The 13,499-nt window shown below is 70.2% G+C and carries 11 protein-coding genes; 3 read left to right on the forward strand and 8 right to left on the reverse strand.

The window, feature by feature from the left end; genetic code table 11:
- Positions 1–112: 112 nt before the first annotated feature.
- Positions 113–2,458, forward strand: coding sequence for an ATP-binding cassette domain-containing protein (locus ABT137_RS34715; protein ID WP_351715105.1), 2,346 nt, complete (start codon positions 113–115; stop codon positions 2,456–2,458).
- A 43-nt stretch (positions 2,459–2,501) separates the two neighbouring features.
- Positions 2,502–3,881: a DUF3500 domain-containing protein gene (locus ABT137_RS34720; RefSeq protein ID WP_351715106.1), complete on the forward strand. Its 1,380-nt coding sequence runs from the start codon at positions 2,502–2,504 to the stop codon at positions 3,879–3,881.
- Here the strand turns inward: ABT137_RS34720 and ABT137_RS34725 are convergent.
- From ABT137_RS34725 to ABT137_RS34745, 5 genes are all read right to left on the reverse strand, one after another.
- Positions 3,836–4,699, reverse strand: a complete 864-nt coding sequence (locus ABT137_RS34725; RefSeq protein ID WP_351715107.1) for a lysophospholipid acyltransferase family protein — start codon at positions 4,697–4,699, stop codon at positions 3,836–3,838. The two genes, ABT137_RS34720 and ABT137_RS34725, sit on opposite strands and share 46 nt — an antisense overlap.
- Complete coding sequence (locus ABT137_RS34730) at positions 4,699–5,472, reverse strand: GNAT family N-acetyltransferase (protein ID WP_502984619.1); 774 nt, start codon at positions 5,470–5,472, stop codon at positions 4,699–4,701. Before ABT137_RS34730 ends, ABT137_RS34725 begins: the two co-directional genes overlap by 1 nt.
- A gap of 323 nt (positions 5,473–5,795) precedes the next feature.
- Entirely contained in the window at positions 5,796–6,545 is a 750-nt protein-coding gene (locus ABT137_RS34735; protein WP_351715108.1) for a succinate dehydrogenase/fumarate reductase iron-sulfur subunit, read from the reverse strand.
- The gene (locus tag ABT137_RS34740; RefSeq protein WP_351715109.1) at positions 6,542–8,491 is read right to left on the reverse strand and encodes a fumarate reductase/succinate dehydrogenase flavoprotein subunit; all 1,950 of its coding nucleotides are present in this window, start codon (positions 8,489–8,491) and stop codon (positions 6,542–6,544) included. Before ABT137_RS34740 ends, ABT137_RS34735 begins: the two co-directional genes overlap by 4 nt.
- A 1-nt stretch (position 8,492) precedes the next feature.
- Complete coding sequence (locus tag ABT137_RS34745) at positions 8,493–9,164, reverse strand: succinate dehydrogenase (RefSeq protein ID WP_351715202.1); 672 nt, start codon at positions 9,162–9,164, stop codon at positions 8,493–8,495.
- 119 nt (positions 9,165–9,283) lie between these two features.
- Between ABT137_RS34745 and ABT137_RS34750 the strand changes: the two genes are divergently transcribed.
- Entirely contained in the window at positions 9,284–10,168 is an 885-nt protein-coding gene (locus tag ABT137_RS34750) for a LysR family transcriptional regulator (RefSeq protein WP_351715110.1), read from the forward strand.
- 100 nt (positions 10,169–10,268) lie between these two features.
- Here ABT137_RS34750 and ABT137_RS34755 read toward each other — a convergent pair whose 3' ends face one another.
- From ABT137_RS34755 to ABT137_RS34765, 3 genes are read right to left on the reverse strand one after another with little or no spacing between them, the layout of a single operon-like run.
- On the reverse strand, positions 10,269–11,183 hold the full coding sequence (locus ABT137_RS34755; protein ID WP_351715112.1) for a carbohydrate ABC transporter permease: 915 nt from the start codon (positions 11,181–11,183) through the stop codon (positions 10,269–10,271).
- Positions 11,180–12,112 (reverse strand): carbohydrate ABC transporter permease, encoded by a 933-nt coding sequence (locus ABT137_RS34760; RefSeq protein WP_351715113.1) that lies wholly within the window; start codon positions 12,110–12,112, stop codon positions 11,180–11,182. The genes ABT137_RS34755 and ABT137_RS34760 overlap by 4 nt, the downstream gene beginning before the upstream one ends.
- On the reverse strand, positions 12,109–13,494 hold the full coding sequence (locus ABT137_RS34765; protein WP_351715114.1) for an ABC transporter substrate-binding protein: 1,386 nt from the start codon (positions 13,492–13,494) through the stop codon (positions 12,109–12,111). Before ABT137_RS34765 ends, ABT137_RS34760 begins: the two co-directional genes overlap by 4 nt.
- Between the last annotated feature and the right edge of the window lie 5 nt (positions 13,495–13,499).

Genomic DNA, 13,499 nt, shown 5'->3' on the forward strand with positions numbered 1-13,499 from the left:
CCTGGCTATGAGGTGCGGCACTTTTCGACGCCGGGATGATCCAAACGACAGGGTCTAGGATCGCGGGGTTTGTCCCTGCCCCGCGAGCCGCCCGTCACGGAGTGTCCGTCCGATGCACAGCCCCCACGACCCGTACGTCCGCGTGCGTGGCGCCCGTGAGCACAACCTCAAGGGCGTCGACGTGGACATCCCCCGGGACGTGCTGGCCGTCTTCACCGGTGTGTCCGGCTCGGGGAAGTCGTCCCTGGCGTTCGGCACGATCTACGCCGAGGCCCAGCGGCGCTACTTCGAGTCGGTCGCACCGTACGCGCGCCGGCTGATCCACCAGGTCGGGGCGCCGAAGGTCGCGGAGATCAGCGGGCTGCCGCCGGCGGTCTCGCTGCAGCAGCGTCGCTCGGCCCCCACCTCCCGTTCCTCCGTCGGCACGGTCACCAACCTCTCCAACTCCCTGCGCATGCTGTTCTCGCGCGCCGGGGACTACCCGCCCGGCGCCGAGCGGCTCGATTCCGACGCGTTCTCCCCCAACACGGCGGCGGGCGCCTGCCCCGGGTGCCACGGCCTGGGCCGGGTGCACGGCACGACCGAGGAGTCGCTGGTCCCCGACCCGTCGCTGTCCATCCGCGAGGGCGCCATCGCCGCCTGGCCGGGCGCCTGGCAGGGCAAGAACCTGCGGGACGTCCTGGACGCACTCGGCTACGACGTGGACCGGCCGTGGCGCGACCTGCCCGCCGAGCAGCGCGAGTGGATCCTCTTCACGGACGAGCAGCCGGTGGTCACCGTGCATCCGGTCCGGGACGCCGACCGCATCCAACGGCCTTATCAGGGCACGTACATGAGCGCCCGCCGGTACGTGCTGAAGACCTTCTCGGATTCCAAGAGCCCGACGCTGCGGGCGAGGGCGGAGCGGTTCCTGACCAGTGCGCCCTGTCCGGTGTGCGGCGGCAGCAGGCTGCGGCCGGAGGCCCTCGCCGTGATGTTCGCCGGCCGTACGATCGCCGAGCTCGTCGCGCTGCCGTTGACCGAGCTGGCCGGACTCCTGGGCGACGCCGCCGACCGGAACGAGTCGGAGACCGTGCGGGTCCTCACCGCGGACCTCACCTCCCGGATCGCCCCCGTCGTCGAGCTGGGCCTCGGCTATCTCAGCCTCGACCGGGCCGCACCCACCCTCTCCGCGGGCGAGCTCCAACGCCTGCGCCTGGCCACCCAGTTGCGCTCCGGGCTCTTCGGTGTCGTCTACGTCCTGGACGAGCCGTCGGCCGGGCTGCACCCGGCGGACACCGAGGCGCTGCTGACGGTTCTGGCGCGGCTGAAGGCGGCCGGGAACTCGGTGTTCGTGGTGGAGCACCACCTGGACGTGGTGCGCGGCGCCGACTGGCTGGTGGACGTGGGTCCACGGGCCGGCGAGCACGGCGGCGAGGTGCTGTACAGCGGGCCGGTGGCGGAGCTGGCCGGCGTCGCGGAGTCGGCCACCGCCCGCTGTCTGTTCGCGCCGGATTCCGCCCCCGCGCGTGAACTGCGCCCCGCCAGAGGCTGGTTGACGGTCGGCCCGGTGACCCGGCACAACCTCCGCGCGGTCACGGCCGAGTTCCCGCTCGGCGTCCTGACCGCCGTCACCGGGGTCTCCGGTTCCGGCAAGTCGACGCTGATCGGCGAGATCACCGGGGAACGGGCCGAGGTCGGGCGCCTGGTCTCCGTCGACCAGAAGCCGATCGGCCGCACCCCGCGGTCCAACCTGGCCACCTACACCGGCCTGTTCGACGTCGTACGGAAGGTCTTCGCAGGTACCGAGCGGGCGCGGGAGCGCGGTTACGGCGTCGGACGGTTCTCCTTCAACGTGGCCGGGGGTCGCTGCGAGACCTGCCAGGGCGAGGGGTTCGTCAGCGTGGAGCTGCTGTTCCTGCCGAGCACCTACGCGCCGTGCCCGGACTGCGGCGGGGCGCGCTACAACCCGGAGACGCTCGACGTGACGTACCGGGGACGCAGCATCGCCGAGGTGCTGGACCTGACCGTGGAGAGCGCGGCGGAGTTCTTCGCGGACACCCCGGCCGTCGCGCGCAGCCTGGCCACGCTCCTCGACGTGGGCCTCGGCTATCTGCGACTCGGGCAGCCCGCCACGGAGTTGTCCGGCGGCGAGGCCCAGCGCATCAAGCTGGCGGGCGAGTTGCAGCGCGGCCGGCGCGGCCACAGCCTCTACCTCCTCGACGAGCCGACGACGGGGCTGCATCCGGCCGATGTCGAGGTGCTGATGAGGCAGTTGCACGGGCTGGTCGACGCCGGGCACACGGTCGTGGTGGTCGAACACGACATGACGGTCGTGGCGGACGCCGACTGGGTGATCGACCTGGGGCCGGGCGGCGGGGACCGGGGCGGACAGATCGTCGCGGCGGGCCCGCCGGCCGCGGTCGCCGGGGCCGGGGGCAGCGTCACCGCACCCTATCTGTCCCGTTCCCTCCGCTGACGGTCTTCAGGAACGCTTCAGGTTGCCCCGGAACCTTGGGCGCATGCACGGACACCACCCCCGCACCCCCGAAGCCGAGCGCAGCCGTCGCTGGTTCATGAACAAGGCGCTGCTCGCCGGCGGTGTCGCCGCGCTGGCGACCATGACCGGCTGCTCCGACGGCTCGTCGAACGCGTCGAGTTCGCCCTCCGGGGCCCCGAACGGCGGCATGCCCTCGGGCGGCCCCGGCGGCATGGGCCCCGGCCAGACCGAGGTCAAGTACAAGGACTTCACGGGCCTCACCACGGACGGCAAGGTCGTCGACGACCTGTACTCGATCCACTCCACCGGCGTCTCCACGGACAAGGTCGTCAAGGCCGCGCAGGCGTTCCTCGACGGCCTCGGCGCGAAGGAGCGCAAGTCCTGCACCTTCGACGTGGCCGACGACGAGTGGCTGGCCTGGAGCAACGTCGACGGCTACGAGCGCAAGGGCGTCCGGATGGGCGACATCACGGACAGGAAGCGGGAGTCGGGCTACGCGCTGCTCGGTGCCGCGCTGTCCGCGAAGGGTCTCACCCAGACCCGCAACATCATGAAGCTCAACCAGTTCCTGGGCGACTACAACGGCGGCAACCGGGAGACCCTCACCGAGGGCGCCTACTTCTTCACCTTCATGGGCACCCCGTCGACCAGCAAGCCGTGGGGCTTCCAGTACGAGGGCCACCATGTCGCCATCAACTACTTCGTCCTCGGCGACCAGGTCGTGATGACGCCGACCTTCATGGGCTCCGAGCCGACCTCGGCCACCTACAAGGGCGAGAAGATCACCCTCTTCAAGCCGGAGACCGAGGCCGGTCTGGCGCTGCTGCGCTCCCTGACCTCGGCCCAGCGCGCCAAGGTGATCGACGCCAAGGTGAGCAAGTCCGGCACCGACATGAAGGCGGGCGCCGGCTCCGACAACCTCAAGCTCGCCTACCAGGGCCTGCCCGGCTCCGAGCTCACCGCGGCCCAGCGGGACAAACTCCTCGACCTGGTCCGGGTGTACGTCGGCTACATGGACGACGGGCACGCCGGGGTGAAGATGAAGGAGGTCGAGAAGTACCTGGACAAGACCTACTTCTACTGGCTGGGCGAGACCAAGGACACCTCGGCCTTCTACTACCGGGTGCACAGCCCGGTCGTGCTCATCGAGTACGACGCCCAGTCCCCGCTCGCCTACGGGACGAAGACCGGCACCGGCGGCCGGCCCTCAGGACAGCCCACCGGCCAGATGACCGGGCAGCCCACCGGCGGTATGCCCTCCGGCGGGCCGGGCGGCGGCAGTGGCATGGGCGGCCCGAACGGCACGCCCACCCAGCAGCACATCCACACCATCATCCGCACGCCCAACGGCGGCGACTACGGTGTCGACTTGCTCAAGCTCCACTTGGAGACCGACCACTGAGAAGCCCGCTCGGGGCTCACCAGAGCCGCGTGCGTCCAGGCCGGCTCGTGGGTCACCGGCTGGGCGGCGCGGGCGAGGGTACGACGGTCCGGGTGGCTGCCGGCCGCTATCAGCGGCCGTATGTCCACCTCGGCCACCAGGCCGCGGGTCGACACCACTCGCCAGAGGGAGGCCAGCAGCGTGTCCGCGCCGACATAGGCGGGCACGGTGCTGGCCGCTCCCGCTTCCAGCCGGTAGTACAGCCGCACCGGCTGCACGGGCGCGCCGGCGTCCAGCGCGGCCTGGAACACGGCCCGCCGGAACCGCCCCTGGGCCCGGCCGCACCAGGTGCTGCCCTCCGGGAAGGCGACCACCGCGGCGCCCTCCCGCAGCGCCCCCGCTATCCGGCCGACCGTGTCGGGCAGCGCGCGCAGCCGGTCCCGGTCGATGAACAGGGCCCCGGCCCCGGCCACCAGCGCGCCGGCCACCGGCCACTCGCGGATCTCCTTCTTGGCGAGCATCCGCGCCGGCCGGACGGCGGCCAGCAGCGGGATGTCCATCCAGGAGATGTGGTTGGCGACAAGGAGCACCCCGCCGCTGTCCGGCGCCCTGCCGGTGATCCGGACCTGGACCCCGGCGGCCCGGACGAGCGTGCGGGAGAACCGCCGCACCCATTCGGTCGGGATCCGCCCGCCGAGCGGCAGCAGCGCGATGGCGACGAGCATCAGGGCCACGACCGCGGCGAACCGCAGCACGGCCCGGGGCAGGGTCGTGAGGGACCCCGCGCGCTCCACGCAGGCGCCCGGGGTGCAGGGCGCGCTGGGCAGCCAGACGCTCATCAGGCCGGGACGAGCGAGAGGAAGTGCCGCAGATAGCGCGCGTTGACGCGGCGCATCGACAGCAGCACGTACATGTCGGCGACCCCGAATTCCGGGTCGTGCGCGGGCTCGCCGCACACCCAGGCGCCGAGGCGGATGTAACCGCGCAGCAGGGCGGGCAGCTCGGTACGGCCCTCGGGGGCCGGCACGCTGGGGACCCAGGGGTTCAGGGGCCGTACCCGGAACTCCTCCGGTGCGAGGTGCTTGGCCTGGACCCTGTCCCAGGTGGCGGCGGCGAGCGCGCCGCCGTCGGCGAGCGGAACGGAGCAGCAGCCGGCCAGCCACTCGTGGCCGCGGTCGACCATGTACCGGGCTATGCCGGCCCAGATCAGGCCGATGACGGCACCGTCGCGGTGGGCGGGGTGCACGCAGGACCGGCCGACCTCGACCAGGCCGGAGCGGATGGGGGCGAGCGTGCTCAGGTCGAACTCGCCCTCGGAGTAGAGGCGGCCGGCGACCGCGGCACGCTCCGGCGGCAGCAGCCGGTAGGTGCCGACGACCTCGCCGGTGAGGGCCTCGCGGATGAGGAGGTGGTCGCAGTACGCGTCGAAGGCGTCCACGTCCAGTCCCGGCTCCGGCCCGTCGAGCCGGGCGCCCATCTCTCCGGCGAACACCTGGTAGCGCAGCCGCTGTGCGGCCCGGACGTCGTCCTCGTCACGGGCGAGCTGCACCAGGTAGCCGGAGTCCCCGGGCGGGGCGGCGAGAGCGGGGGGTGAGGCGGGCATGGCGGTCATGGAGGTCTCCTGCGCCGAGCGGAAGCTGAGGAAATCTGCACCTGCTTTCTTCCGTGGCAGGCTGGACTCGGCGTGACGTGCGCGGGACCCGTGGATGTGCGACTGCTGAATGCCGGGGGTCGGAGCCTCTCCGGTCACTCACGGACGCCTGAGGGTAACCCTACCGTGATCAAACGGCCGTAAAGAACGCGAGACGGGGCCGGTGAGCACCACTCCCCGACCCCGCCCGTCCGCACCTTTCGGCGAACGTTCACTGAAGCGCCCCGATAGGGGCGCGGGGAACTGCGCGACCAGCCACGACGGCGCCGCACCCCGCAACGGCGCTACCGCTTCCCGGCCTTCCGGGTGGCCCGCAGCCACTCCTTGTTCATGCTCGTAATGGACACCAGCGGAATCCCCTTCGGGCAAGCCGTCGCGCACTCCCCCGTCAGCGTGCACCCCCCGAACCCCTCCGCGTCCATCTGCGCCACCATGTCCAGCACCCGCGTCTCCCGCTCGGGCGCCCCCTGCGGCAGGACGTTCAGGTGATTCACCTTGGCGGACGTGAACAGCATCGCCGCCCCGTTCGGGCACGCGGCGACACACGCCCCGCACCCGATGCACTCCGCGTGCTCGAACGCGAAGTCGGCGTCGGCCTTCGGCACCGCCGTGGCGTGGGCCTCCGGCGCGGACCCGGTCGGCGCGGTGACGTACCCGCCGGCCTGGATGATCCGGTCGAACGCCGACCGGTCCACCACCAGGTCCTTGATCACCGGGAACGCGGACGCCCGCCACGGCTCGATGTCGATCGTGTCGCCGTCCTGGAAGGACCGCATGTGCAGCTGGCAGGTGGTGGTGCGCTCCGGCCCGTGCGCGTCCCCGTTGATCACGAGGGAGCACGCGCCGCAGATGCCCTCGCGGCAGTCGTGGTCGAAGGCGACCGGGTCCTCGCCCTTGAGGATGAGCTCCTCGTTGAGGGTGTCGAGCATCTCCAGGAAGGACATGTCGGAGGAGATGCCGTCCACCTCGTACGTGGACATCGCGCCGTCGGCGTCGGCGTTCTGCTGCCGCCAGACGCGCAGGGTGAGCTTCATGCGTAGCTCCGCTGGGTGGGGTGGACGTACTCGAAGACCAGGTCTTCCTTGTGCAGCACCGGGGCGTCCCCGGTGCCGGTGAACTCCCAGGCGGCCGCGTACGCGAACTCGTCGTCCTTGCGGGCGGCCTCGCCGTCCGGCGTCTGGGACTCCTCCCGGAAGTGACCGCCGCAGGACTCGGCGCGGTGCAGCGCGTCGAGGCACATCAGCTCGGCCAGCTCCAGGTAGTCGACGATGCGGTTGGCCTTCTCCAGGGACTGGTTGAACTCCTCGCCGGTCCCCGGCACCTTGATCCGCCGCCAGAACTCCTCACGGATCTGCGGGATCCGCTCAAGTGCCTTGCGCAGCCCGGCGTCCGTGCGGGCCATGCCGCAGAACTCCCACATCAGCTCGCCGAGTTCGCGGTGGAAGGAGTCCGGGGTGCGGTCGCCGTCGACGGACAGCAGCAGGTTCAGCCGGTCCTCGGTCTCGGCCAGCACCTCCTGGACGACGGGGTGTTCGTCGGTCACCGCCTCCTGGTGCGGGTGGCGGGCGAGGTAGTCGTTGATGGTGGCCGGGAGGACGAAGTAGCCGTCGGCCAGGCCCTGCATCAGCGCACTCGCGCCCAGCCGGTTCGCGCCGTGGTCGGAGAAGTTGGCCTCGCCGACCGCGAACAGGCCGGGGACGGTGGTCTGGAGGTCGTAGTCGACCCACAGCCCGCCCATCGTGTAGTGCACGGCGGGATAGATCCGCATCGGCACCTCGTACGGATCCTCGTCCGTGATCCGCTGGTACATGTCGAAGAGGTTGCCGTACTTCGCCTCGACGGCCTTCCGACCCATCCGCTTGATGGCGTCGGCGAAGTCCAGATAGACCCCCTGCCCGCCGGGGCCGACACCTCGCCCCTCGTCGCAGACGTTCTTTGCGGCGCGGGAGGCGATGTCGCGCGGGACCAGGTTGCCGAAGGACGGGTAGATGCGCTCCAGGTAGTAGTCGCGCTCGTCCTCGGGGATCCGGTTCGCGGGCCGGGTGTCGCCCTTGGCCTTGGGCACCCAGATCCGCCCGTCGTTGCGGAGCGACTCGCTCATCAGGGTGAGCTTGGACTGGTGGTCGCCGGTGCGCGGGATGCAGGTGGGGTGGATCTGCGTGAAACAGGGGTTGGCGAAGTAGGCGCCGCGCCGGTGCGCCCGCCAGATCGCGGTGGCGTTGGAGTTCATGGCGTTCGTCGACAGGTAGAAGACGTTGCCGTAGCCGCCGCTGGCGAGGACGACGGCATCCGCGAAGTACGTGTCGATCTTGCCCGTGATCAGGTCCCGGGCCACGATCCCGCGCGCCCGTCCGTCGACCACGATCACGTCGAGCATCTCGGTACGCGGGTGCATCTCCACGTTCCCGGCGGCGATCTGCCTGCTCAGCGCCTGGTAGGCGCCGAGGAGCAGCTGCTGGCCCGTCTGGCCGCGGGCGTAGAAGGTCCGGGACACCTGGACGCCGCCGAAGGACCGGGTGTCGAGCAGTCCGCCGTACTCGCGGGCGAACGGGACGCCCTGTGCCACGCACTGGTCGATGATCTCGACGGAGATCTGGGCGAGGCGGTGGACGTTCGACTCACGGGCCCGGAAGTCGCCGCCCTTGACGGTGTCGTAGAACAGCCGGTGGATGGAGTCGCCGTCGTTGCGGTAGTTCTTCGCCGCGTTGATCCCGCCCTGCGCGGCGATCGAGTGGGCGCGGCGCGGGGAGTCCTGGTAGCAGAACTGGACGACGTGGTAGCCCTGTTCGGCGAGGGTGGCCCCGGCGGAACCGCCGGCCAGACCGGTACCGACGACGATCACCGTGTGCTTGCGCCGGTTGGCGGGGTTGACCAGCTTGGCCTCGAAACGGCGCTTGTCCCAGCGCTCGCTGATCGGACCGTCGGGAGCCTTGCCGTCGGAGACGGGTGCGCCGGTCGGGTAGTTCACGTAGTCGGTCATGTCAGCTCACCACTCCGGTCATGACGCCCACGGGTACGGCGATGAAGCCGGCCGTGAGCAGCAGCGCGAGGACGTCGGCCGTGATCTTGAGGGCGCGGTCGCGGGTGCGGCTGCCGACGCCGAGGGTCTGGGCGGCGCTCCAGAAGCCGTGCCGCACGTGCAGGCCGAGCGCGAGCATCGCGACGATGTAGATGACGTCGCCGTACCAGGTGGAGAAGGTGTCCACGACGTTCTGGTACGGGTGGCCCTCCTGGAAGCCGCCGGAGTGCACGGTGCCGGTGGTCAGGTCCAGGATGTGCCAGACGATGAACAGGCCGAGGATGATCCCGCCCCAGCGCATGGTGCGCGTGGCGTAGGAAGCCCGCGGCTTCTTGTGCACGTACTTGCTCGGGCGTGCCTTGATGTCGCGGCGGCTGAGCTGGTAGGCGGACGTGGCGTGGGCGACCACGGCGACGACCAGGACGATCCGGATGAGCCAGAGCGTCCACTCGTAGTGCATGAACGGTTCGCCGATGGTGCGCAGCCAGTGGGCGTAGTGGTTGAACTCGCCCGCCCCGAAGTAGATCTTCAGGTTCCCGATCATGTGGACGACCAGGTAGAGCAGCATGATCAGGCCGCTGACGGCCATCACGGTCTTCTTGCCGACGGAGCTGTCCCACATCGTGCGCGCCATGGACGGCCGTCGGTCCGTCCGCGTTGCCAGAGCCATGGGGACGACGCTAGGGCCGGACCACCCGATCGGTCCAAGACATGGTCCGGCTGGATTCCATAGCCGGAAGCTATCGTGTCACCATGCAGTTCCAGCAGCTTCAGTACTTCGTCGCCGTGGCCGAGACCCGGCACTTCACCCGGGCCGCCGAGCTGGTCCATGTCGCCCAGCCCTCGCTGTCCCAGCAGATCAGGGCGCTGGAGCGGGAGCTGGGGGCGGATCTGTTCCTGCGGGCGCGCGGGAACATCACGCTGACCGACGCGGGCGAGGCGCTGCTGCCGCTGGCCCGGCGGATCCTCGCGGACGCGGACACCGCCCGGCACGAGGTGCAGGAGCTGGTGCAGCTGCGGAGCGGCCGGGTGCGGCTGGGGGCGACGCCCAGCCTGTGCACCGGGTTGCTGCCGGACGTGCTGCGGGCGTTCCACGACCGGTATCCGGGGATCCAGCTGCTGATCGAGGAGAGCGGCTCCCATGACCTGGTACGGGAGCTGGCGCGCGGGGCGCTGGACCTGGCGCTGATCGTGCTGCCGCTGCCGCCGGCGTCGCCCGCGCTGACGACCGTGGAGCTGCTGCGGGAGGACCTGGTGGTGGTGTCCTCGCCCGAGGCGACGGTGCCCGGGCGGGGGCGGGGCGGGGTGAAGATCTCGGATCTGGAGGGGGAGCGGCTGGTGATGTTCCGGCACGGGTACGACCTGCGGGAGCTGACCGTGGCCGCGTGTCGCTCCGCTGGGTTCGAGCCGAGTTTTGCTGTGGAGGGGGGTGAGATGGACGCGGTGCTGGGGTTTGTGCGGGCCGGGTTGGGGGTGGCCGTGGTGCCGCGGATGGTTGCCGCTCGGTCGGGGCGGGGGCTGCGGGTCACTCCGTTGGCTCGGCCGGGGTTGCATCGGACGATCGCTTTGGCGCACCGGAGTGACGTGGCGCCGCCTCGGGCCGCCAGGGAGTTGCAGAGGATGTTGTTGGAGAGGTGACGGAGCGTGGTTGAGTGCGGGCCGGCGGGGGCTGGTCGCGCAGTTCCCCGCGCCCCTAAAAGAAGGGGCGCTGCAGGCGGCGTGCCTTTCCGGGCACCGTTCATTCCTTGGTGGCTCCCGCGAGCATTCCGGACACCAGCGTGCGCTGCGAGAAGAGGAACAGGACCAGGACCGGCAGGATCGCGATGATGATCGCCAGGGCCAGTTCGGGGATGGTGATGTTCAGGCCTGCGCCGGCCACCGGGTTGAACGACGGGGTGGAGGTGAGGAGTTGGTTGAGGCCTACCTGGACCGGGAACTCGTTGCTGTTCGGGAGGACCAGGTAGGGGAGGAAGAAGTTGTTCCAGTTGCCTACGAAGCTGAAGAAGGCGACCAGGCCGATCACCGGCTTCGCCAGGGGCAGGGCGATGCGGGAGAAGAGCTGCCACTCGGTGCAGCCGTCGATGCGTGCGGCCGACAGCAGGTCTCTGGGGAGGCTGCTGCCGAAGTAGATGTACACCAGGTACACGCCGAACGGGTAGAACGAGAAGGGCAGGATCACGGACCAGACCGTGCCGATCAGGTGGAAGCGGTTCAGTTCCAGGAAGACCGGGAGCACCAGGGTGGCCTGCGGCATGATCATGGTGACCAGGGTGATCACGAGGAGCGTCTTGCGGCCCTTGAACTTCGTCAGGGCCAGGGCGTAGCCGGCCGGGACGCTGACGGCGAGGGTGAGGACCAGCGAACCGCCCGAGTAGATCGCCGAGTTCTTCAGCCAGGTGAGCATCGCGCCGTCCTGGAACGCGAAGAGGTGGCGCCAGGCCGCGCCGATCTGGTGGAACGAGCCGAAGGACAGCGGGTTGTCGCGGACCACCTCGCCGGCCGTCTTGGACGGGGCGAGCAGCAGCCAGACCACCGGCAGGACGAAGAAGACCAGGAGGAAGGCCAGCAGAACGGCCACGATCAGGAAGGAGAGGGCCCGGGACGGCCGGACGCGCCGGACCGCCGCTGCCGGGGAGAGAGTTGATGGCGTCATGACTCACCCAACTTGAACAGGTTCGAGCGGGCGACCAGCAGGCCCGCGGCCAGGAGTCCCACGGCGAGCAGGACGACGGAGATGGCGGCGGCACCGTTGAAGTCGCCCTGCTGGAAGGCGTACACGTAGGCGAGCTGGTTGGGCGACCAGGTGGGGCTGACCCGGCCGAGGCTGGCCGTCTGGAGCAGCTGGGGCTCGACGAACAACTGGGTGCCGGTCGCGAACGCCATGATGGTCATGTAGACGATCCACTGCCGGATCATCGGGATCTGGATGTGCCAGGCGGTCCGCCAAGGGCCCGCGCCGTCCATCCGGGCTGCTTCGAGGACCTCGTCGGGGATGTTGTTCAGCGCCCCGTACATCACCACCATCCAGCCGCCCGCGCCGGTCCAGAAGGCGATGAGCATGAGGATCAGCGGGAGGTTGGAGGGGGCGAGGACGGCCGCGAAGGTCTGCATGCCCATGCTCTTCAGCAGCCAGGACACCGGGCTGACGTCGGGATCCAGCATGAACAGCCAGACCAGGACGCTAGCCACGCCGGCGAGGGCGCCGGGGATGTAGTAGAGGAAGCGGAAGAGGGCGGAGGTGCCGGGGCGGACCCGGCTGCGCAGGATCACCGCGACCAGGACCACCAGGACGACCAGGGCGGCCAGCCACATCAGCAGGTAGATCAGCATGTGGGTGAAGGCGGGCCCGAAGCGGTAGTCCTGGACCACCTTGACGAACTGGTTCAGGCCGGTGAACTGCCCCTGGTCGTTGGTGAACGCCAGGTAGAAGGAGTAGGCGGTCGGCACGATGCCGAACGCGAGCAGGAGCAGCGTGTAGGCGGCGACGAAGTAGTAGCCCGCACGGCCGCGGGTCCCGCGCCGCGGCGGGGTGCCGCGGCGCGGGGAGGAGACGGCGACGTGCTCGGTCTCCAGCAGGGTCACTGGTTCTCCACCTTGTATCCGTGTGCCTTCGCCTCGTTGCCGATCTCCTGCTGCCAGGCCGGCAGCGTGTCGGTCAGGCTCTTCCCGGCGGTCAGGGCGGGCAGGACGACGCTGGACCAGGCGGTGGCGTCGGAGAACTTGGTGTTGGACCAGCCGGTCCACACCTCGTCGGCGGCCTGCTCGAACGCGCCGCTGACGTCGCCGGCGAAGTAGTCGTTGTTGGCCGGGTTCTTCAGCCAGGCCTGCGCTGCCTTCGTGTAGGCGGGGTAGGTGGGCGCGGACGCCTGGTTCTCGTCGGACGTGGTCAGCCAGGTGACCAGGTCCGTGGAGGCCTTGAGGTTGGCGCTGTGCGAGGACACCATCCAGACCCCGCCGCCGACGTTGCCGGTGGCCGCCTTCGTCTCGCCCTGCCAGGTGAGCGGGGGTGCCGCGGCGATCTGCTTGGCCGGGGTCTTGAAGGCGGCCTTGAAGAGGTACTGGCCGTACCAGGACGGGCCGTACGCCATCAGGACCTTGCTGCCGCTGTCCTTGGCGAAGCCCTGGCTGAAGAAGCCCTTGGTGGTGACGGCCTTGGCGTCGATCAGGCCGTCCAGGAGCTTCGCCGTGCGGGTGCAGTTCGGGTCCTGGAGGTCGGTGCGCAGGGTGTCCGGCTTCACCAGGTCGAACGCCGGGCACTGGCCGGACCAGAAGTACGACTCGTGGGAGTTGGTGTCGCCGACCGAGCCGACCAGGTAACCGGGGTGCTCCTTGGCGACCTGCTTGCCGAGGGCCTCGTACTCCTCCCAGGTGGTGGGAACTTTGTAACCCCACTTGTCCATGAGGGACTTGTTGTACCAGAGGACGACCTGGGCGATGTCGTTGCGCAGGCAGTAGGTGTGGCCGTTGAACTGACAGGGTGTCAGGGAGCCCTTGGCGAAGCCGTCCAGGGTGTCCTGCGGGACGAGCTTGTCGTCCAGCGGGGCGGCGAACGGCTGCACGCCGGGCTTGGTGGGCTCGGAGGCCCAGGTGACGTCGGTGGGCGAGCCGAAGACCACGTCCGGCCAGCCACTGCCGGTCCGGTCGAAGAGCTGCACCTTGGACTGGAGGTAGGTCGAGCCGTCGGCCCCGCCGTCGTACGTGACGATGTCCATCTTCACGTCCGGGTGGGCCTTCTGGTACTTCTGCACCGACGGCAGGCGGGTGGAGTCCGTCCACACCGTGATCTGCGAGCCGTCCTTCTGCGTGGCCGGCTTGAACGTCGACTGGTCGGAGGAGGACTGGGCGGTGGTGTCGGCGCTGGCGCAGCCGGCCAGCAGCGCCGCGGTGGACAGGGCGAGCGCGGCGGCCGCGGTACGCAGAGCGGTACGGTGTCGGCCCTGTCTCGGGGACTCGGAAGACCTCATCGTCT

Origin of the sequence: Streptomyces sp. NPDC001980 (genome assembly GCF_040296885.1) — a bacterium.
GTDB lineage: Bacteria > Actinomycetota > Actinomycetes > Streptomycetales > Streptomycetaceae > Streptomyces.